16 protein-coding genes are annotated in these 20,966 nt (G+C 38.5%); 11 read left to right on the top strand and 5 right to left on the bottom strand.

Features of this window, described 5'->3' with window-relative positions; genetic code table 11:
* Genes CNR22_09645 through argH form a run of 7 tightly spaced genes read left to right on the top strand, consistent with a single transcriptional unit; the run spans nucleotide 1 to nucleotide 7,482 of the window.
* The gene (locus CNR22_09645) at nucleotides 1–1,194 is read left to right on the top strand and encodes an argininosuccinate synthase (GenBank protein ID PBQ32022.1); all 1,194 of its coding nucleotides are present in this window, start codon (nucleotides 1–3) and stop codon (nucleotides 1,192–1,194) included.
* The gene (locus CNR22_09640) at nucleotides 1,191–2,174 is read left to right on the top strand and encodes an N-acetyl-gamma-glutamyl-phosphate reductase (protein ID PBQ32021.1); all 984 of its coding nucleotides are present in this window, start codon (nucleotides 1,191–1,193) and stop codon (nucleotides 2,172–2,174) included. Before CNR22_09645 ends, CNR22_09640 begins: the two co-directional genes overlap by 4 nt.
* Before the next feature lie 11 nt (nucleotides 2,175–2,185).
* On the top strand, nucleotides 2,186–3,328 hold the full coding sequence (locus CNR22_09635) for an aspartate aminotransferase family protein (protein PBQ32020.1): 1,143 nt from the start codon (nucleotides 2,186–2,188) through the stop codon (nucleotides 3,326–3,328).
* Nucleotides 3,329–4,324, top strand: a complete 996-nt coding sequence (locus tag CNR22_09630; protein ID PBQ32019.1) for an acetylornithine carbamoyltransferase — start codon at nucleotides 3,329–3,331, stop codon at nucleotides 4,322–4,324.
* Nucleotides 4,325–5,113, top strand: coding sequence for an acetylglutamate kinase (gene argB / locus CNR22_09625; GenBank protein PBQ32018.1), 789 nt, complete (start codon nucleotides 4,325–4,327; stop codon nucleotides 5,111–5,113).
* Entirely contained in the window at nucleotides 5,088–6,188 is a 1,101-nt protein-coding gene (locus CNR22_09620) for an acetylornithine deacetylase (protein ID PBQ32017.1), read from the top strand. The genes argB and CNR22_09620 overlap by 26 nt, the downstream gene beginning before the upstream one ends.
* Nucleotides 6,178–7,482 (top strand): argininosuccinate lyase, encoded by a 1,305-nt coding sequence (argH, locus tag CNR22_09615; protein ID PBQ32016.1) that lies wholly within the window; start codon nucleotides 6,178–6,180, stop codon nucleotides 7,480–7,482. The genes CNR22_09620 and argH overlap by 11 nt, the downstream gene beginning before the upstream one ends.
* Here the strand turns inward: argH and CNR22_09610 are convergent.
* Nucleotides 7,475–8,047 (bottom strand): hypothetical protein, encoded by a 573-nt coding sequence (locus tag CNR22_09610; protein ID PBQ32015.1) that lies wholly within the window; start codon nucleotides 8,045–8,047, stop codon nucleotides 7,475–7,477. The genes argH and CNR22_09610 overlap by 8 nt on opposite strands.
* A gap of 61 nt (nucleotides 8,048–8,108) precedes the next feature.
* Nucleotides 8,109–10,802, bottom strand: a complete 2,694-nt coding sequence (locus CNR22_09605) for a D-alanine--D-alanine ligase (protein ID PBQ32014.1) — start codon at nucleotides 10,800–10,802, stop codon at nucleotides 8,109–8,111.
* A gap of 135 nt (nucleotides 10,803–10,937) precedes the next feature.
* Here CNR22_09605 and CNR22_09600 point away from each other — a divergent pair, with 135 nt between their 5' ends.
* Complete coding sequence (locus CNR22_09600) at nucleotides 10,938–12,182, top strand: metallophosphatase (GenBank protein ID PBQ32013.1); 1,245 nt, start codon at nucleotides 10,938–10,940, stop codon at nucleotides 12,180–12,182.
* A 121-nt stretch (nucleotides 12,183–12,303) separates the two neighbouring features.
* Nucleotides 12,304–12,813, top strand: coding sequence for a hypothetical protein (locus CNR22_09595; protein PBQ32012.1), 510 nt, complete (start codon nucleotides 12,304–12,306; stop codon nucleotides 12,811–12,813).
* Here CNR22_09595 and CNR22_09590 read toward each other — a convergent pair.
* The 3 genes from CNR22_09590 to CNR22_09580 all read right to left on the bottom strand — a co-directional run bounded on the left by CNR22_09590 (nucleotide 12,810) and on the right by CNR22_09580 (nucleotide 19,580).
* Nucleotides 12,810–14,069 carry a hypothetical protein gene (locus CNR22_09590; GenBank protein ID PBQ32011.1) on the bottom strand — a complete coding sequence of 420 codons (1,260 nt, stop codon included), beginning with the start codon at nucleotides 14,067–14,069 and terminating at the stop codon, nucleotides 12,810–12,812. The two genes, CNR22_09595 and CNR22_09590, sit on opposite strands and share 4 nt — an antisense overlap.
* A 167-nt stretch (nucleotides 14,070–14,236) precedes the next feature.
* Nucleotides 14,237–17,986, bottom strand: a complete 3,750-nt coding sequence (locus tag CNR22_09585) for a hypothetical protein (GenBank protein ID PBQ32010.1) — start codon at nucleotides 17,984–17,986, stop codon at nucleotides 14,237–14,239.
* A gap of 277 nt (nucleotides 17,987–18,263) precedes the next feature.
* Entirely contained in the window at nucleotides 18,264–19,580 is a 1,317-nt protein-coding gene (locus CNR22_09580; GenBank protein ID PBQ32009.1) for an adenosylhomocysteinase, read from the bottom strand.
* Between the two features lie 69 nt (nucleotides 19,581–19,649).
* On the opposite strand from CNR22_09580, the gene CNR22_09575 reads away from it, so the two are divergent.
* Nucleotides 19,650–20,231 (top strand): hypothetical protein, encoded by a 582-nt coding sequence (locus CNR22_09575; protein PBQ32008.1) that lies wholly within the window; start codon nucleotides 19,650–19,652, stop codon nucleotides 20,229–20,231.
* Entirely contained in the window at nucleotides 20,221–20,937 is a 717-nt protein-coding gene (locus tag CNR22_09570; protein PBQ32007.1) for a phosphoglycerol geranylgeranyltransferase, read from the top strand. Before CNR22_09575 ends, CNR22_09570 begins: the two co-directional genes overlap by 11 nt.
* Nucleotides 20,938–20,966: the final 29 nt, after the last annotated feature.

Genomic DNA, 20,966 nt, shown 5'->3' with positions numbered 1-20,966 from the left:
ATGAAAAAATCAGTGGTACTCGCCTTCAGCGGCGGACTGGACACGTCTTATTGCGCAATTTATTTAGCGCAGGAATTAAATCTTGAGGTACACGCAGTAATTGTAAACACAGGAGGATTTGACGCAGAAGAAATTTCAGTAATTGAGGCAAAGGCCAGCGCGCTTGGCGTAAAATCTTTTGTGTGTTTGGATGAAACAAAAAACTTTTATAACAGCGTTGTGAAGTATCTGGTTTACGGCAATGTTTTAAAGAACAATACATATCCTTTATCCGTGAGCGCAGAACGCATTTCACAGGCAACAGCTATTGCCAATTATGCTAAGAAATTAAAGGCAGATTATGTAGCACACGGAAGTACAGGCGCAGGAAACGACCAGGTGCGATTTGATGCGGTGTTCAACATATTGATTCCAAACATCCAGATTTTAACTCCCATCCGTGACAACAAATTATCACGCGAAGAAGAGATTGCCTTCCTGGCTAAAAATGGCGTCAACATTAATGCTGAAAAGGCTAAATACAGCATTAATAAAGGGATCTGGGGAACTTCTGTTGGCGGAAAAGAAACGCTTACCTCGCATTCTTCTTTGCCGGGTCTAGCTTACCCAACTCAGCTTTCTGAGACAGGAGAAAAAGATATTGAACTTTATTTTGAAAAAGGTGAACTGCATGGAATCAACGGAAGAATCTTTGGGCATCCTACTTTAGCAATCCAGGCTTTGGAAAAAGAAGCGAGTCCTTTTGCTATTGGACGAGATATTCATGTTGGAGATACGATCATCGGTATTAAAGGAAGAGTTGGTTTTGAGGCCGCCGCAGCCCTTATTACCATTAAAGCTCACCATGCTTTGGAAAAACACACTCTTACAAAACTACAATTGATCATTAAAGATCAACAATCTATGTGGTATGGCAACTGGCTGCATGAAGGTTTGTTTTTAGATCCTGTGATGCGCGATTTAGAGTGTTTTTTCGAATCGACACAAAAAAATGTGACTGGAAAAGTTTTCGTAAAATTCTCGCCCTATAATTTTTCAATTGTTGGAATTGAATCGGCACATGACCTGATGAGCAACAAATTTGGAAGCTATGGCGAGATGAATAATACCTGGAGCGGACAAGATGTGAAAGGGTTTACGAAAATCATGAGCAATCAAATGAGCATTTACCACCAGATTAATTCAGTACAATGAAAAAAGTAAATGTTACCGTTATTGGCGCGGCAGGATACACAGGTGGCGAACTGGTAAGATTACTCGTTAATCATCCGGCAGTGAATTCTCTTTGCGCGGTAAGTCAATCACAACAGGGCAAGAGAGTAAGCGACGTCTTCACAGATCTGGCCGGAGAAACTGATCTTTTGTTTTCAGATAAGGCGTCTAAAAATTCTGATCTTGTTTTTTTGTGTCTTCAACATGGCGACTCGGCTTCTTATTTGAAAACAAATCCTGATTTACTAAAGAGTAAAATTATTGATCTGAGTCGTGACTTCAGATTGATTTCTAACAATACTGTAGCAAGTGGTCAGTTTATTTATGGTCTGCCGGAGTTAAACAAAGAAAAAATTAAATCGGCCAATTACATTGCGAATCCAGGTTGTTTTGCAACGGCGATTCAGTTAGCGATTTTACCTTTTGCTCATAATAATTTATTGAAAGGAACAATTCAGGTAAATGCTATTACCGGTTCAACGGGAGCAGGCATAAAGCTTTCAGACACCACTCACTTTTCATGGAGACAAAATAATATTTCTGTTTACCAGGCGTTTGAGCACGCACATAATTTTGAGATACAGGAAAGTTTAAAGCAACTGCAACAAAGCTTCGATGGCGAATTTTTATTCATTCCACAAAGAGGAAATTTTGCAAGAGGCATTTTGGCTACTACCGTTCTGGAAAGTGATCTTTCAGAAGCAGAAATAAAAAATCTTTTTACAGAATTTTACGAAAATCATCCATTTACTTTTTTGGTAGATAAAACTGTAGATATGAAAATGGCGGTGAATACGAACAAGTGTTTTATTGATGTTAAAAAGAATGGACGTTACGTTTTGGTAACAAGTGTGATCGACAATTTATTGAAAGGAGCAGCCGGGCAGGCAGTTCAGAATATGAACCTGATGTTTGGATTCGAAGAACAAGCGGGATTAAAACTAAAAGCAATTAACTATTAATATTTAAAAAAATGAATTTATTCGACGTTTATCCATTATTCAACATCACCCCCGTAAAAGCCCAGGGCTCTTATATCTGGGATGAGCAAGGGACAAAATACCTCGACCTGTATGGTGGACATGCTGTGATTTCCATCGGACATTCGCATCCTCATTATGTAAAGGCTTTGAATGAACAATTAAATCAAATTGCTTTTTATTCTAACGCCGTTAAAATGCCTTCACAAAATTTGCTGGCAGAAAAATTAGGAGCACAAAGTGGCTATGTAGATTACAATTTATTTTTGTGTAATTCTGGAACCGAAGCAAATGAAAACGCATTAAAACTCGCATCTTTCCATAATGGCAGAAAAAAAGTAATTGCGTTCAGGGATTCTTTTCACGGTCGTACCTCATTATCTTTAGGTGCTACAGACGATGCTAAACTCTCCGCTAACATTAATAAAGATCATGAAACAGTTTTTTTACCCTTAAATGATACAAATGTTTTCTTAAACGCAATAGACGAAACCATTTGTGCAGTGATTGTGGAGGGCATTCAAGGAGTTGGAGGTATAAATATTCCTACTACAAATTTTTTAAAAGTAGTGGAAGAAGCTTGTAAAAAATCAGGCACCATTTTAATCCTTGACGAAATACAATCGGGTTATGGCAGAAGTGGGAAATTTTTCGCGCATCAACATTCAGATATAAAAGCGGATATAGTTACTACTGCAAAAGGCATGGGTAATGGCTTTCCGGTGGCAGGTGTATTGATTAACCCAAACATAAAAGCAAAACATGGTATGTTGGGAACAACTTTCGGCGGAAATTACCTGGCCTGTGCAGCTTCGCTTTCGGTTTTAGAAGTTATGCAGAATGAAGGTCTTATTAAAAACGCTGAAGAGGCCGGAACCCTTTTAATGGAAGGGCTTAGGAAGATAGACGGAATTAAAGAGGTGCGTGGCCTTGGACTAATGATAGGTATTGAAACAGAAGGCGACGCGTCTTCAATCCGCAAAAAACTTCTAGACGAAGAAAAAGTATTTACTGGCTTTTCATCTGGAAAAAATACTATCCGTCTGCTTCCGCCGCTAAACATTGGGAAAGCAGAGATAGAAACTTTTCTAAACGCTATAAGCAAGATTTTACAACAACAATTACAAGTTAACTAAATGAAGTATTTCACTACAGTATATGATATACAAGATTCAAGCACTTTGATTTCAGAAGCTCTTGAATTAAAAGCAAATCCTTTCGCTCACGAGAATATGGGCAAACATAAAACAATAGGAATTGTTTTTATGAATCCTAGTCTGCGTACACGCTTAAGCACACAAAAAGCGGCGCAAAATCTTGGCATGAATACTATGGTTATAAATATCAACCAGGAAGGTTGGGCTTTGGAGTACAATGAAGGCGCTATCATGAACGGAACTTCGGTAGAGCATATTAAAGATGCGGCGGCTGTTATTGGCTCATATTGCGATATCATTGCTTTGCGTTGTTTTCCTGGATTAAAGGATCAGCAGGAAGATTACAGTGAGAAAATTTTACTTCAGTTTATGAAGTATTGCAACAAACCCTTAATTAGTCTTGAGTCAGGCACGCGTCACCCCTTGCAAAGTCTGGCGGACATGATCACTATAGAGGAAAACCGACCTGCCGGTAAAAAGCCTAAAGTTGTTTTAACCTGGGCCCCCCATATTAAACCCTTACCGCAAGCTGTGAGTAATTCTTTTTGCGAATGGATTCAGACGCGTGAAGTAGATTTCGTTATCACGAATCCGGAAGGATATAACTTATCTGTAGAGTTCACCAAGCAAACGAAAGTTATCCATAATCAGGAGGAAGCGCTTAAAGACGCCGATTTCGTTTATGTGAAAAACTGGTCGTCTTATGAGGAGTACGGCATGATGCCCGAAGTAAAAGGCGATTGGCTTTTGAGTGAAACTAAAATGAAAGCAACTAACAACGCTAAAGTTATGCATTGTTTGCCTGTAAGAAGGAATGTGGAAGTGCCGGATTCTATTTTAGACAGCAGTAGGTCTTTAATTCTTCAACAAGCTGAGAACAGAGTGTTTGCTGCCCAAGCAGTTTTAAAAAAGATGCTGGAAACCAATTATAAAATAGAGAGCAGTGTTCAACTTAATCAAGAGGTTCAAAGGTAAATGGAATTACTAAGTATAGTTAAAATAGGCGGGAACGTTATTGATGATGAAAACGCATTGTTTTCTTTTTTGAAAAATTTTAGTTTGCTGGCAGGAAAGAAAATTCTTGTGCACGGTGGCGGGAAGCTTGCTAACCAGTTACAGGAAAAACTTGGCGTTGCAGTGAATATGATTGAAGGACGAAGAGTAACAGACGCTGAAACGTTGAAGGTCGTAACTATGGTTTACGCGGGTTACATTAACAAGACAGTTGTTGCAAAACTACAGGCTCTGAACTGCAATGCTGTTGGACTTTCGGGAGCAGATGCCAATAGTATTGTTTCGCATAAACGCGAGACTAAGAAAATAGATTATGGATTTGTTGGAGATATCGATGAAATAAATTCTGGTTTTATTTCTAACTGCCTCGAGCATAATTTAAGTCCCGTTTTTTCTGCGATCACACATAATAAATCTGGTCAGCTTTTAAATACAAATGCCGATACTATTGCGTCGGAACTTGCTATGGCATTAACTAAAAATTACAGTGTGCGGTTAATTTACTGTTTTGAAAAAAACGGCGTCCTTCAAAATATAACTGATGAAAAAAGTGTTATTAAAGAAATAACCCATCAAAATTATTTAGAATTAAAAGATAAAGGAATTATCAATGCAGGAATGATTCCCAAAATGGATAATGCTTTTAAGGCATTGGAAAATGGCGTTAATTTTGTGCAGATTGGTAAAGCAGAAAAACTACCAAACCTAATGAATAAAAACGATTATGAAGGAACCCGACTTTATAAATAATGATGGACTTGCTGGCCCCCTGCTCAAAGAAGAAGTAATAGGGTTATTACAGGAGCTTATTTCTATTCCGTCTTTTAGCAGGCAGGAGAATGAGAGCGCAGATCTGATTGAAAAATTTCTTAGTAATAAAAACATTTCTCTTACCCGAAAGTTGAATAACGTTTGGTGTAGAAATAAACATTTCAACGCAGCTAAACCAACTATACTTTTAAATTCTCATCATGATACTGTAAAGCCAAATTCAGGTTATACAAATAATCCATATGAAGGATTTATAAAAGAAGGAAAATTATATGGCCTTGGAAGCAATGATGCCGGGGGGCCTTTAGTGTCGTTACTTGCGGCGTTTTTATTTTTTTATGAAAAGGAGGAATTAAAATACAATTTTATTTTCGCCGCAACGGCGGAAGAAGAAATTTCGGGACCAAATGGTATCGCGGCCTTGATCGAAGATTTACCAAAAATTGCTTTTGCCGTGGTGGGAGAGCCTACGGGAATGCAGATGGCCATCGCAGAAAAAGGTTTGATGGTGTTGGATTGTAAAGTGCTGGGAAAAGCTGGTCATGCTGCCCGCAATGAAGGTCAGAATGCTATTTACGCAGCTTTTGAACATATTAAATGGTTCAGCAGTTTTAAATTCCCTAAGAAATCTGAAATTCTTGGAGACATTAAAATGAGTGTAACGGTAATTAAATCGGGCGAGCAGCACAACGTTGTTCCGGCGCTCTGCGAATTTACGGTGGATGTGAGGACAACAGACGCTTACACCAATGAACAGGTTTTTGAGATCATAAAAAAGGGAGTGCCTTGTGAAATTACCGCGCGTTCGTTTCGCTTACAACCGTCAAAGATTCGTAAAGATCATCCATTTGTTTTGGAAGGAATAAAATTAAACCGTGGCACTTATGGTTCGCCAACTATGAGTGACCAGGCCTTGATGCCATGGCCTTCTTTAAAGATGGGGCCTGGCGAGTCCGCGCGCTCGCATAGTGCCGACGAATTTATTTATGTGAAGGAAATAGAAGAAGGAATTGATATTTATATAAAGATTTTAAATAAATTAAATGAAAACTAAACTTTGGGAAAAAGAGAATAGTACTACGCCGCAGTGGTTGATGGATTTTACAGCTGGTAATGACCAGTTGCTGGATTTGGAATTGGCAGAGTTTGATGTAACAGGTTCTTTGGCCCATGCAGAAATGCTTTCGAAAGTTGGCTTACTTTCAGCAGATGAGTTTACCGCACTGGAAAAGGAGCTGAAAGAGATTGCAGTAATCATAAGAAAGGGCGGGTTTATAATTGAAGAAGGAGTGGAGGATGTACATTCTCAAGTTGAAATTTTATTGACCAGGAAGCTTGGAGACGTGGGAAAAAAAATTCATTCCGCGCGTTCGCGCAACGACCAGGTTTTGACGGATATAAAATTATACTCTTTGGCCCAACTAAAAAAAACAAGTCTTCTGGTAGGGGAGCTTTTTAATTTACTTCAGAAAAAGAGCGAAGAATATAAAGCCATTTTAATTCCAGGGTATACGCATTTACAAGCCGCAATGCCTTCTTCATTCGGACTCTGGTTTGGCGCTTATGCAGAAAGTCTTTGCGACGATATGGAGCTTGTAATTGCGGCTTATAATGTGGCGAATAAAAATCCTTTAGGATCCGGTGCGGGATATGGCGGATCTCTACCGATTAATAGAACTCTTACAACGGAGCTTATGCATTTTGAAGGCATGAATTACAATGTTGTTTATGCGCAAATGACAAGGGGTAAAAGTGAGAAAATTACTGCGACAGCTTTGGCAAGCATAGCGGCAACACTTTCTAAGCTTGCTATGGATATCTGTTTGTATAATTCGCAGAATTTTGGTTTTGTTTCTTTTCCCGATGCATTAACAACGGGTAGCAGTATTATGCCACACAAAAAGAATCCGGATGTTTTTGAATTGATACGCGGCAAATGTAATCGTCTGCAAGCTCTACCAAATGAATTTACTTTATTATTAAGCAATTTACCTTCCGGGTATCACCGCGATCTTCAATTGACAAAAGAAATGCTGTTTCCTGCCTTCAGAGAATTGCAGGCCTGTTTGCAGGCTTCTGTGAACATGTTAAAGGAAATTCATGTTAACGAAAGCAGTGTAAAGGAAGAAAAATATAAATTTATTTTCAGTGTGGAAGCCGTTAATCAACTAGTGACAGAAGGACTTTCGTTCAGAGAAGCTTACCAAAAGGTAGGAGCCGACATTGCAAGTACTACTTTTGAATTTACTAAAGAAATTCATCACACACACGAAGGAAGTATTCATAATTTATGTAACAAAGAAATTGCAGAGCGCTTCTCTATATTAAGTGATAAAATTCTTAAGTAAGTTTTTTAAGCGGGAAGTAGCCAATATGAAGTAGATCTTCAGGACTTTCTTCTTTAGTGATCTGCAAAGAATAACGCTCTTTAAAAAACGAATTTAGAATATCGGTAATCCTATAGATATTATCTACATCTACGCCGTATTTGTCATCGATGTGTGAAGTGGCTCCTTTAAATCCGAAATGTTTATAGAAAGCCGTTTGTTTAGCTTGCTGAATGGCCTCTCCGGAGGTCTCTGATACTGCAAGGACTTTGTAATGAAACTCCTCAAACTCGTTTACTTTGTAACCACCGAGATTCAGGAAAAATAAATTTTCTGGAGAAGCATTTTTTTTCTCATTTGTTTTTGGGAGTACTTTAATACTGTAGCCGTTTACAAAGGTGACTTCACGATAAGCGTCTACATGAATATTTCCTTTTGCTTCCGGCCAAAAAGCGTTCATGTGTGGAATTAATTCTTTCATTGATTCTGCAATCCCGAAAAAAATATCGTGCTGCTCGGTAAGCCTGCCTTTTGGTCTACAGCCGATCATTACCATAAATAATTTAAGTAAACTTTCTTTTTCCATTTCTACAGATAAATTCAAGGTAATCCTGCAAAGGATGTGCCCGAAGAAATTTAAGAGATTTTTAAACGGTTGCTAGACGTTTTTTACCAAAGTCAAGAATGTTATCTATAAACTCGTAAGGTTTATAGTCGTTAATGGCAGCCTGATGAAAAATGCATGTAGCAGGAGTCATGCCCGGTAATGAATTAACTTCGATGAAAATAATTTCAGCACTGCAATCTTTATAAACACGAACGAAGGCATCTATGCGGCAATACCCGGTTACTCCCAGAACTTTCGCAGCACCGCCCAATGCAGCCTTCACCTGGTCGCTTACTTTCTGACGGTCACTTGCGGATTTTGCATAACGCGCAGGAGTGATATTCTGACCTTGTCCTGCTAAGAATTTTTCTTCGAGACTTAAAATTTCTCCATCTGCTAAAGCTTCTGAAGCTTCGAAAACTTCGTACTCGAGTTCTCCGTTTCTATTGTAACGCGTCAACATGCCACCCGTAATTTCCAAAAAGTGATCTGCATCTTTTTTACTGATGAGTTCTTCTACAAGCACCACTTGTTTTTGAGGAAATTCTTCTTTGGGTTTAATGTTTAAAGTATTCGCTGCTGCTGAATCAAAATCTTCAGTGGCTCTGAAGATCAATGTGCAAAAGGCTTCGAACTCTTCTAATGTTTTTATTTTTTTCACTGCGCTGCTACAACCATCATCAACCGGTTTAGCAATGAAAGGATATTTTATTTTATCCTGAAGGAGCTCAACGAATTTACCTTTATTAAAATGCCAATCGTCTTTAGTAATTAGAATATGTTCTGCAACAAGAAATCCGTTGTTTTTTAGAATTTCATTGGTGCGGTACTTGTCAATAGTTATAGAGGAACTTTCTTTGCTCGAACCATTATAGGGAAGTCCAATCGCATCCAGCTTTTCCTGTATTGCTCCGTCTTCGCCAGGGCGTCCGTGAAGGGCGATGAACACTTCGTCTGATTTTTCTTTTAAACTTTCAAAGGATAATTTTTCGGGAGAAAGTGTATGATTTGCAGCCGCATATTTATTAGTAATTTCAGCGCACTCATTCATTATTTTATTTATCACCGGATGCACCTTAAAATGTTCTGCCTTTTCTTTTATGTCATCTGCATTGTCCTTTAATAGTAAATTAATAGGAATGTGATACAATTGATGAGCAGAATTATCACCGGTTAAAAAAACAGGAAACGGAGCATATTTTTCAGAAGATGCTAATTTTTCAAAAACATTTCTTCCGCTTTCAACGGAAATATGACGTTCAGAAGAATAACCTCCAAGAATTACAGCTACGCGGGTTTTGTGACCTAACGCATTTTTGTCTTTTATAATAGCCTCGTCTAAGTTCGTCAGCAGTTTTTTGTAAGTGACATTTCCCTTCGACTGAATACTTCTTTTTGAAAGAGAAGTTCGAATGATGAAAGTTAGAAATTGAGAGGGATTTAGGCCGATCTCCGCTGCCTGATGAAAGAAAAACGATGAAGGCATCATCCCACTTGTAGTGTTCGGATCATTCAAAAATATTTTTCCGTCTGTGCTTAAAAAACCATCTATACGTGCATAGACATCAAAATGTAAGTCGTAAAATAGTTTCTCGCACTCTTTGCGAATGGCTTCAATTTGCTCATCCGGAATATCAATCGGAGTGATCTTACGCGATAAGCCTGGCAAATATTTACTACGGTAGTCAAATAATTCTTTGCCTTTGCGAATCTCCGTTGGCGGTAAAGCGATTGCTTTGCCATGTTCGTCTTCGAGAACAATACAACTAAATTCTTTTCCTTCAATAAAGCCTTCTACTAAAACAGTGCTTTCCCCGTCTAAACTTTCAACAACAAATCCCTCGGTTTTTAAATTTGCATCTAAATATCTGATCAACTCATTTGGATCATAAATTACCGGAGCATTTAGTTCTTTAGGATGACTAATCATCAAAGGCATACCGATACCTTCGCGAATGTCAGCGAGACTTTTTACCAAATCATGTTTTTGTGCTGCCGAAAGTGCCTGCCATTCCTTAGCATCGAGCCATCTTGTAAAAAGCGCTTTTTCAACGGCAATCATAAATTCCAGCTCGTTTTCTGAATTTAATATACTCACGCCAATACTGGACCCTTGATTTGCAGGTTTCACAACGCAGGGAAATCCGATCTTTTCTTTAACAGTTTTAAAAGTATTTTTTGAAGTGCCGTCTATCCAATCGTTTCTTTTAATGGTAATGTAGTTTGGACTATTAAACCCTTTGTTTACCATCATTTCTTTTTGCACTGCTTTGTCAATGCCAATAGCAGAGGCTAAAATTCCGGAACCGCTGTAAGGAATATGATTGAATTCAAAAAGGCCTTGTATGCGGCCGTCCTCGCCATACGGGCCATGAAGACATAAAAAAGCAAAATCAATTTTGTGTTTAAGATCAGAAAGACTTAATTTTTTTCCAATTTTTTCAATCAGGGTAGTTTGTTGTCTCTCATCTAAGTTGCCTAAATTTTCAGCATACAATTGAAAAGATGAGCCTGATGGTAAAAACTCAACAGGAGGATAAAAATCACGAACGGTACCTTTGTAAATAAATTCCCAATTCAGTTCAATAAAATTTCCGAAGCTGTCTACGAAAACAGGCACTGCTTCAAAAAGAGATTTGTTTAAATTGTCGTACACGGTTCTACCGCCGGCAAATGATATTTCACGCTCTTTACTCTGTCCTCCGAAAATAATTCCTATGCGGGTTTTTGCCATGATTGAAATAGACTACAAAATTGATTATTATTCAAATTTAAAAGAAACTCCGTTGGTACAGTTGGCCGATTTTGGAATTAATTAACATTGATTTGTAAATACCGGACTTTTTGGAATTAGTACATTTGAAGCCTTATGACAGGTAGATTTATTATATTTTTTATTATCATACTCCTGATAGAATTTTATTTCTTACAGGCGGTTAAAACCTTTGCGCAGGATTTTTCTCAAAGCAGAAAACATTGGATTTTATGGACAGCATACGTTTTCGCTGGATTTAGCATAGCAATTGGATTAATGGCTATTGTTTATCCTCCGGGAAAATGGAATACTTTTTTGAGATTTATTTCTTCGGCTGCTTTTATCATCATTGTTTGCAAACTGTTAGGATGTACCTTTTTAATTATCGACGATCTCATTAGGCTTTTACGCTGGATAATATCTTTATTTAAAGATAAACCGACAGAAACCGCTACGGCCACCGAAGGCATTAGCAGGTTAAAATTTTTAAGCCAGGTAGCCATTACATTTACCGTGATTCCGGCTATTGGCTTTTTGTACGGCATAGTACGTGGAGCTTATAAATACAGGGTTCACAATGTAAAGGTGCCTGCCCCGAATTTGCCTGAGGAGTTTAACGGATTTAAAATCGTTCAACTTTCGGATATTCATATAGGTTCATTTATGGATAAAGATCCTATAAACAAAGCTTTTGATATTGTTTTAAAACAGAACCCCGACTTAATTTTATTTACGGGCGATCTTGTAAATAACGTAGCAGACGAAACACTAGGTTATGAAGATTCGTTTCGCCGTCTAAAAGCGCCGCATGGTGTTTTTTCTGTGCTTGGAAATCATGATTACGGCGATTATGTGGAGTGGGAAACACCGCAGCAGAAGAAAGATAACCTTGATAAACTTAAACAACTTCAAGCATCTTTTGGCTGGAAACTTTTAATGAACGAACATGTTCCTATTGAAAAAAATGGTCAGCAAATTGGGTTATTAGGAATTGAAAATTGGGGTGGTAGTCTGCGTTTTCCCCGCTATGGTAAATTAGATCAGGCTTATAAAGGAACAGAGATTTATCCCTATAAAATTTTGATGAGCCATGATCCAAGCCATTGGGACAAACAAGTGCGTCCGGAGTACGGAAGTATTGATCTTACTTTAAGTGGTCACACACATGGCATGCAATTGGGAATTGAAATTCCTGGGTTTAAATGGAGTCCTGCAAAGTGGATCTATAAAGAGTGGGCTGGACTTTATCGTGAAGGCAAGCAATTTTTATACGTTAACCGTGGGCTTGGATTTTTAGGATATCCAGGACGTTTGGGCATTTGGCCTGAGATTACCGTTATTGAATTGCAGAAGGTTTAGATACAGAATTGCAGGTGGTAACTTGTAAACTGCACCTTGCCTGTAAGCTAGAGAGCGAACAAATAGGCATTAAGACAAGGCACAAGCTTCCATATACAACTTACATGTTCTATATTTGACAATGCATTCCTTCAAAGCGTCCATCCAAAAATTCAACACTAAAGGTCAGCAAACCGGCTGGCATTATGTGGAAGTTCCCCCGGATATCATCACAAAACTAAAACTTAAAAACAGGAAAGAGTTCAGGATAAAGGGCCTGGTGGATGACGTTAAGTTTGAACGCATGACTTGTTTCCCAAGCGGTGAAGGAAACTTTATACTAGTTTTAAAAGCCGAAATTCGGAAAAAACTTGGAAAGAACGAGGGCGCGCTGGTTTCTGTTAAGTTCGAAAAAGACAATTCGGGTGTTTTAAAATCACAAGACTTTCTTGATGCACTGAAAGAAGAACCACTTGCTTTAGCTCAGTTTAATTCTTTGACTATGGCTCACCAAAATTATTTTCACAATCACATCAACGCAGCAAAGGGTATAGATACTAAGGCGGGGAGGATTGTACAAAGCATTAACGCTATGCTTAAAAAGCAAGACTTCGGAGAAATGATCCGAAGTCTGCAAAAGAAAAATAATTAGTTGATGACTTTAAAGTTTTTCTGAGCACCCTCTTTACTCACGAGCTTTACTATATAAATTCCTTGTGGCGATGAGCTCAGGTTAATCGCCTGACTAGCCGAACTAATATTTCTGAGTTCTGAGCTTTGTATAATAGATCCTTTTAAGTCGGTGATATACAATTGCACATCCGTCATCTGTTTAAGTTGAAACTTTAATTCGTAATTGCCTTGTGAAAGTGTGGCTATTAGAACCTGGTTATTAAGATCCAATTCTGACATGCCTGTTACATCATCAATTACGGTTATTAGTTTACTTGAACTTGTCCTGCAATGATGAATGCTTTCGGTTGTTAAAGTAACCGTGTAAGTACCTGAAGAAATGTAATTGTGGCTTGCATTCGGCATAAACCAGGTGCCGCTATTATCCCCAAATTCCCAGCTGTTAATTTGATTTCCTGAGGAAGTATTTGTAAAACTGATTTTTCCAAGATCAGAAAGAGAGGTTGTATAAGAATCTGCAACAAAAGAAGCACTGGGAATAACTACGCTAATGATTTCAAAATTTCTCGTAAAGGCAGAACATTGACCGACGTTACTAACTTTTAGTGAATACATGCCGCCAGATAAATTGTTTAGCGAATCGGAAACTGTTTTGTTATAGCAGGTTTTGATCACGCTATCTCCAATACTCCACTCAAAATTCCAGGGACCAGAACCTGAGCCCGCAGCTACGATTAAGCCACCTTGCGGGGAGCTGCAAGCAGGCTGTTTAAGTGAGCTGATACCTTGTGCCAGCGAGGTAAAAAATTTCATTTTGAACCGTGCGCAAGTAGTTGTATCGTACAGTGTACAAACATATTTATCCGCAAGAATATTTGTGCTTATACCTGTATAGCAATCAAATAAACTTACACAAACGCTGCCAGGAAAATCTGTAGATTCTGCTGAAAAAGTAAAACTTTTTGTTGCAGGACTAATAGCTTTAACAGCGATAGTAAGATTAACAGGTAATGGAGGTAAACCACTGATGCTTGTTAAAACAGAATCACTTAAACTTCCCATGTAAGGAAATTGACCTTGATTAGGAATTAACTTGTAAGCATCCATATCAGATTGAAAAGCTGTTGTGCCACCTTGTTGGAAATAAAATACAGTCTCATCGTTAAAACCAGAAGTATTCATAAAGAGTCTTACCACGGGACTGGCAGACTGTGAGCTGATGGTTTTCGAACTCAATAATAATACGAAAAGTAAAGTGGCGTAAATGAGCTTCATAATGGTAAGTTTATGAGTCAAATGTATTGAGACCTGGAGTGAATATTTTGTCGGAAACGCTGTGAATCTTACATGCGCAATGAATCAGAGTAATTGGAATCTGAAAAGGATCCAACTAAAAACTCCTGAACAAAGTTCGGGAGTTTAAAATTTCGCTGATAAAAAGTTTATTTTAGTAGTTTAAAGGTCTTTTGAAAGTCTTTACCAGAGTTTGTTTTCAAAAGATACATGCCTGGAGAAAGATCTTGCAGATCTATGCTGTGACGAAGCGTGCTTACCTGATTCAGATCGGTTTTTTGAAGAAGCGTGCCTCTCAAATCAAATAAACTGATCTCTATATCTTTTGCATCGGCGAAAGAAATGGCTAGTTCATAATTTCCGCGTGAAAGTGTGCTTAATGTAACCTCATTGTTTTTAGAAAATGATTTGAGTGCGGTTACGTCATCAACGACAACTATTACTTGTTGAGCAGTATCTTTACAATGGGTGTTACTTTCTGTGATTAATTTTACCGTATAAGTACCTGGCGAAGTGTAGTTGTGAGAAGGCGACGGAACAAAGAAGGTGCCGCTGTTATCGCCAAATTCCCAGGAACTGAATTGTGAATTACCAGATTGATTTACAAAGTTTATCAGGCCTGCATTTGAAAGAGTGGTTTGATAACTGTCAGCGCTAAAAGAAGCATTCGAAACAGAAATAAGATCAACCGTAAAAGATTTTAAAAAATGATCGCAACCTCCTGAGTTAATAATTTCAACAGAATAATTTCCACCATTTAAATTTGTGAGACTATCACTTGTTGCTTTATTTAAACTCGTTTTAACTACAGTATTACCGCTTTTCCAAACATAATCCCACGGACCATTACCTGAGCCATTAGCACTGACAAAGCCGTTTAAGGAATTGCAGCTTGGTTGGTTGATATGACTTATTCCAGTTGAAATAGTAGAATAGAAGCTGATTTTAAAGCGTGAAACAGTTGTTGTATCGTATAGGGTGCAAACATAACTATTGGTTAAAATGTTTGTAGATGCGCCTGTATAACTGTCATAAAGTTTCACACAAACACCTGTAGGAAAATCTTTCGTTAAAGAAGAAAAAGTAAAGCTCTCAGTGGAAGGCGTAATGACCTTAACCAAAACAGACGTGTTAGCAGTCAATTCAGGTAGCCCGCTAATGCTCGTCAGTATAGAATCACTCATACTCCCAATATATGCGCCTGACGAAAAATTTAATTTGTACGCATCAAAATCATTTTGAAAATGAGTTGTACCACCTTGCTGAAAATAAAAAGTGGTCATATCCTGTGACGAAGAGGAATGCATAGCCAGTCTAAAAATAGGTTTGGTGGCCGCAGGACGTAAAAAAGCAGGATTTGAATCTGTCTTTACATCTTCTCCTGCAGTTAAAGTGGTATTGGCTTTTGCGTGTACATAAAAACCCTGGCACATACCAATATTATCAGATACACCACCAGAAATATCGCTGCTTACACCATTAATAAAACTGGTATGTGCGCCCTGACCATTATTAAGATCCTGGTTATAAACATAGATGGCATCATCCACATCTGGATTACCATTTCTTAATGCTGTCCAGCTTATAGGAGAAGGAAGCGGATTGCTTATCAAATTCCATCCATCATCAGCAAGTCCGTTATTCGAAGTAAAAGACAAGGGAATAGTAATGTCACCCGTGCAACTCAAACAGGTACTTTTCGCAACATTTCCAAACACATCAAAATTTATGGCCGAAGTAGTGGTAGAACCGTTTCCAATATACGCCCAGTAACCAACTCCAGGCGTTATATGGTCTGTAATGCTTGTTATAGGAGTATATTTTGCCGGATTGCTGTTATCACCAGGAGTACTTTCGTTATAAGTATAGATCGATGGAAAGTTCATATAACCGTCAGGACAAGTTAGGCAAGTAATAGGGAAATTATCATTCCAGTCAGCCATAGTTAGAGAAGAAGAAATGGGTGAACCTAATAACGCCCAGCCTGTTGCTCCACCCGGCGCATACTGTTGCACGGTTACTTTATTGATAATATCAGCGCTCGCATTAATTGGGCCTATTTTACCTGATTCTGTAGCGTTTGCAGCCAAGGTTAAAAGGTCATTAGTATTAAATACTCCTGAATTCAAATAAAGTGTTCCTCTTATTTGTTGTACGGAAGATAAGAAGGCGCCATTAGAATTACTTAAAACAAGATCGTAGAAAGAGGTTGTGCTGCTTCCTGATAAAGTCTGCGGAGTGGTACCAGAAAGAATTACAGAGCCTTGTTGGGCATTAAAACTGCCATTGTTTACCCAATTTCCCTGAACATTCAGAGCCTGTGAACTTTGAACGGATAAGCTTGATCCCGCATTAATCTGAATATTTTTCACGTTCGCGGTACTATTAATAACCGGATTAGATCCGGTGGTGGAAACGGTTACATCAGTGGCACTGCCGCAAACACAGTTACTCCAGTTGTCGGAGTCTGTCCAGTCGGAAGAGACAGCCCCTGTCCAGGCACTATTAGCCTGATTAGTTTTTTTAATCTGGAGATTGAATGAGCTTGATGTACCAATGCAAGCACCATTAGAAATGGTTGCTGATATAGTGGCGTTTTCATTAGAAGATACTGCAGGCGCCGCATAAGAAGAAATGTTACCGCTTCCGGTTGCGGCAAGTCCTGTAGAAGTATTTGTATTGGCCCAATTAACAGTACTTCCGGAAGGAAAGGTTACAAAATTTATCGCCGCAACAGATTTGCCGGAACAAATAGATTGATTTGCCACGGCATTCAGAGTTAATGCGGTTATAGACTGAGATCCTGTCGCTGTGAATCCAGACCCTGTTTTAGTACCATTGGCAAAAGAAAAATTTCCGAGGGTCATCGCATTTACTCCAATTATATTTCCTGGTGTGGTAGCGCAGGGTACATCGGTTGTCATAAACACATAAGATGTTCCAATGTCAAATCTTTGAGAAAGTCCTGAAAAAGTTTTTGCGCCGGTTCCAAGACCAGTTGTTTTTGTTGAAAGCAAAGTGGCTGTGGATGTTGAGAATACAGCGTTTGTAGAATACCATAGTTTTAAATTACTAATGTTCGACGACAGGTAAGTGCCGCTGGTGGCAAGAACCGCTGAGGTTAATGTAGCGGGACTAACAGCAACGGTTACATCCGTTCTGTAAAGGACATTATTTACGGAAGTTTGATACATGTTTCCCGCAGCTATAGTCTGATTAGCAAGTGTTATAGAAGGAGTGGCAAAAGCATTAAGCGAAAAATTATCGATAGCGATACCATTATCTGCACCAGTGTCATCGTTGGTAATCCAGGAGATGCCGAATGTGTCTCCATTCGCGATAGACAGACCTGATAGTGTAAAAGTGGCTAGCGGAGTAGAAGTTGCCGGATTTAAAAAACTATTGTTCGCTCCAATATATCCTTTCGTAGTTAAAACAGAATTACCTGCTAAAGCGCCTGTTCCAAAGCAGCTCCAACCCGAAAAATTCGCAAAGCGCCATTGCTCATAATCCCACGATAAAACCAGGCTTGTAATTAACCCGCCTGTATTGTTTACATAATCAACATGGTAAGTAATATTGCCTACAGAGGCATCACGCAAACCCCCAAGGTTATAGTCTCCTGAAAGAAGGTAAGTGTACGACCAATAACCTCCGGCAGAAGGTCCGGATATAGACTGACCGTTATAGGCGGGAGTTCCACTACTTGATAAAGACCAACCGGCTGGAATAGTGGCAGTGGCATTAGAGGCACTGTTTGGATTAAAGGAATTAAAATCTGTTGAAGCTGGCGTAAAAGGCACAGCAGTAATACTGATCTGTGATATCAAATGATTTGAAATAGCAAAGGCACAACTAAGCACCAATGTTTTAAATACTTTTGTAAAGTCCTTTTTCATTTTATATCTGAGTTTATCGTCCCAACAAAATTACGGAGAGAGGCAGCGCTAATAAATTGGAATTCACTGCCTTCTTTTCATATGTAAGATTTTTCGGAAAAAGGGGGGTTCTTAAATGCAAAGGTTTTTCGGTCAATAAAAAACCCCCAACAGCAATGTTGGGGGTTTTATGAAGCTATTCGCCAGGAAGTGAATTGTCACTTCGAGTGCTATGGATACGTCAAACTTAGCAGGGCAAAAGAGTTAAAGATCTTTTGAGCCAGCCTGAGCGCAGCGTTTAGTATCTGTAAGCGTCCGATTTGAATGGACCCTCTACTTTTACACCAATATAATCAGCCTGATCTTTATTTAAAGTGTCTAATTCAACACCAATTTTGGCAAGGTGTAAACGCGCTACTTTTTCATCAAGAATTTTTGGTAACACGTATACTTTTTTCTCGTATGCTGCTGTGTTTGTCCATAATTCAATTTGAGCCATCGTTTGGTTTGTGAATGAATTACTCATTACAAAACTTGGATGACCGTTAGCGCAACCTAAGTTAACTAAACGTCCTTCGGCTAAAACGATAATATCTTTACCGTTGATTGTGTATTTATCAACTTGTGGTTTAATTACATCTTTAGTTTTACCGTAAGTTTTGTTTAACCATGCCATATCGATCTCTGTATCGAAGTGACCGATGTTACAAACAATAGCACCGTGTTTCATCATTTCAAAATGACGGCCTACAATAATGTCTTTGTTACCGGTAGTTGTTACAAGAATATCAGCAATTTTAGCTGCGGTATCCATTTTTACAACCTGGTAACCGTCCATTGCAGCTTGCAGAGCGCAGATAGGATCGATTTCAGTTACCATAACACGCACGCCCTGAGAAGATAAAGATTGTGCAGAACCTTTTCCAACGTCACCATAACCAGCAACTACTGCAACTTTACCGGCCATCATTACATCAGTAGCACGACGAATCGCGTCTACCAATGATTCACGGCAACCGTATTTGTTATCAAATTTCGATTTGGTAACCGAATCGTTAACGTTGATTGCAGGTAACATTAATGTTCCGTTTTTCATACGTTCGTATAAACGGTGAACACCCGTGGTAGTTTCCTCAGATAAACCGCGGATACCAGCAGCTAATTCAGGAAATTGGTCAAAAACCATATTCGTTAAATCACCACCGTCATCTAAGATCATATTTAAAGGCTGACGACTTTCGCCAAACCAGAGGGTTTGTTCAATACACCAGTCAAACTCTTCAGCAGTCATACCTTTCCAGGCATACACCTGAATACCCGCTGCTGCAATTGCTGCTGCTGCGTGATCTTGTGTAGAGAAAATATTACATGAACTCCAGGTAACTTCAGCACCTAAAGCTGTTAGTGTTTCAATTAATACAGCAGTTTGAATAGTCATGTGCAGACAACCTGCAATACGCGCTCCTTTTAACGGTTGTGATGCACCGTACTCTGCACGAAGTGACATCAATCCTGGCATTTCTTCTTCTGCCAATTTAATTTCTTTACGACCCCATTCTGCTAATGAGATGTCTTTTACTTTGTACGCTTCGTACTTTGTTGCTGTTGCTGACATGTTATATAGGTTATTATTTATTTTTTTTAAGGATTACAAAGATAAGTCATAAGTTTGTAATCCTCAACTATTTATTTGGTGGTAGAAATACGAACTATAAACGAAAATATATCAATAGCGCTGCTTGATCTGAGGGCGTTTGCTCTTGGACAAAACATCGCTGTTAAACGCGATTTAGAAAGGGCAGGAACCAGACATCTTTTAAGAAATTTGTTAAAATCAGACGATTATGAGCTTAATTATACAGCCGAGAACAAACCTTTTCTTAAGGGAAGAAACGAACATATTTCAATTTCGCATTCGCACGACAAACTCGTCATTATTTTAAATAAAAAAGAAAATACAGGAATAGATATTGAACAGATTCGCGACAAAGTAAAAAACGTTCAATTTAAGTTTTTAAGTGAAACGGAGCTCTCTTTTGCAAAGGATAAAGCAGATAAACTGATTACGCTTTGGGCAGCAAAAGAAGCACTCTATAAGGTTTACGGATTAAAAGAAGTGGAGTTCATTAAAAATTTATTTATCGAAGATTTTTCAGGCCATGAAATTACAGGAAGCATAGTAATGGAAAATTTTAAAAAGACTTACAGGTTAATTAGCGAAGATATTGCTGATTATAAAATGGTTTACGTGTTGCATGAGCTTTAAAAACATTATAAAAAAACTGAACACATCAGCAAAGCCCTTATTGGCAGTGCTTGTAGATCCTGATAAATATAATGAGGAGCTTATTAAAATAGCGCATAAAAATAAAGTAGCGTGTTTTTTAGTAGGTGGAAGCAGGCTGGAGAAAGGCGATATTCATAAAACCATAAAAGCAATTAAAAAACTCTCAAAAATCCCTGTTATACTTTTTCCCGGAGATGAATCGCAATTGTCAAAAGAGGCAGACGGTCTTCTGTTGTTGAGTTTGCTGTCGGGAAGAAATCCCGATTACCTTATTGAAAAACACATTCGCGCAGCACCGCTGATTAAAAAAATGAAGCTGGATTATTTATCTACAGCTTATTTGCTTATAGATGGTGGACGTACATCCGTTACACAGGAAGTTACAAAAACAATACCCTTAGATCCTGCAAATAGTCAGTACATAATAAGCACAGCTCTTGCAGCCGAACAGCTTGGATTTAAAGCAATTTATCTGGAGGCAGGAAGCGGAGCGAAAATAAACATCGCCTCCCCGCTCTTAAAAAAAATAAGACGGGAAGTGAGTATTCCGCTTATTGTTGGAGGAGGAATTGATTCCGTAAAAAAAATAAACGGGAGCATAAAGGCAGGAGCAAATATGATCGTAATAGGTAACGCATTAGAAAAAAATGTACATTTATTAACGGAGATAAGCTCCTGTTTTTAAAATAGACTTCTGAAAACACACACACAAGT

Source organism: Sphingobacteriaceae bacterium, from assembly GCA_002319075.1.
Taxonomy (GTDB): domain Bacteria; phylum Bacteroidota; class Bacteroidia; order B-17B0; family Aurantibacillaceae; genus Aurantibacillus.
The sequence above is the reverse complement of the archived record's forward strand: the minus strand, read 5'-3'. Positions and strand labels throughout refer to the sequence as shown.

What these genes read in the sequence shown, in the direction of transcription:
- CNR22_09620 (PBQ32017.1), top strand. Translation starts at nt 5,088, where the DNA reads ATGAAGGAACCCGACTTTATAAATAATGATGGACTTGCTGGCCCCCTG.
- CNR22_09600 (PBQ32013.1), top strand. Translation starts at nt 10,938, where the DNA reads ATGACAGGTAGATTTATTATATTTTTTATTATCATACTCCTGATAGAA.
- CNR22_09585 (PBQ32010.1), bottom strand. Translation starts at nt 17,986, where the DNA reads ATGAAAAAGGACTTTACAAAAGTATTTAAAACATTGGTGCTTAGTTGT.
- argH (PBQ32016.1), top strand. Translation starts at nt 6,178, where the DNA reads ATGAAAACTAAACTTTGGGAAAAAGAGAATAGTACTACGCCGCAGTGG.
- CNR22_09605 (PBQ32014.1), bottom strand. Translation starts at nt 10,802, where the DNA reads ATGGCAAAAACCCGCATAGGAATTATTTTCGGAGGACAGAGTAAAGAG.
- CNR22_09570 (PBQ32007.1), top strand. Translation starts at nt 20,221, where the DNA reads ATGAGCTTTAAAAACATTATAAAAAAACTGAACACATCAGCAAAGCCC.
- CNR22_09610 (PBQ32015.1), bottom strand. Translation starts at nt 8,047, where the DNA reads ATGGAAAAAGAAAGTTTACTTAAATTATTTATGGTAATGATCGGCTGT.
- CNR22_09640 (PBQ32021.1), top strand. Translation starts at nt 1,191, where the DNA reads ATGAAAAAAGTAAATGTTACCGTTATTGGCGCGGCAGGATACACAGGT.
- CNR22_09635 (PBQ32020.1), top strand. Translation starts at nt 2,186, where the DNA reads ATGAATTTATTCGACGTTTATCCATTATTCAACATCACCCCCGTAAAA.
- CNR22_09645 (PBQ32022.1), top strand. Translation starts at nt 1, where the DNA reads ATGAAAAAATCAGTGGTACTCGCCTTCAGCGGCGGACTGGACACGTCT.
- CNR22_09630 (PBQ32019.1), top strand. Translation starts at nt 3,329, where the DNA reads ATGAAGTATTTCACTACAGTATATGATATACAAGATTCAAGCACTTTG.
- CNR22_09590 (PBQ32011.1), bottom strand. Translation starts at nt 14,069, where the DNA reads ATGAAGCTCATTTACGCCACTTTACTTTTCGTATTATTATTGAGTTCG.
- CNR22_09595 (PBQ32012.1), top strand. Translation starts at nt 12,304, where the DNA reads ATGCATTCCTTCAAAGCGTCCATCCAAAAATTCAACACTAAAGGTCAG.
- argB (PBQ32018.1), top strand. Translation starts at nt 4,325, where the DNA reads ATGGAATTACTAAGTATAGTTAAAATAGGCGGGAACGTTATTGATGAT.
- CNR22_09580 (PBQ32009.1), bottom strand. Translation starts at nt 19,580, where the DNA reads ATGTCAGCAACAGCAACAAAGTACGAAGCGTACAAAGTAAAAGACATC.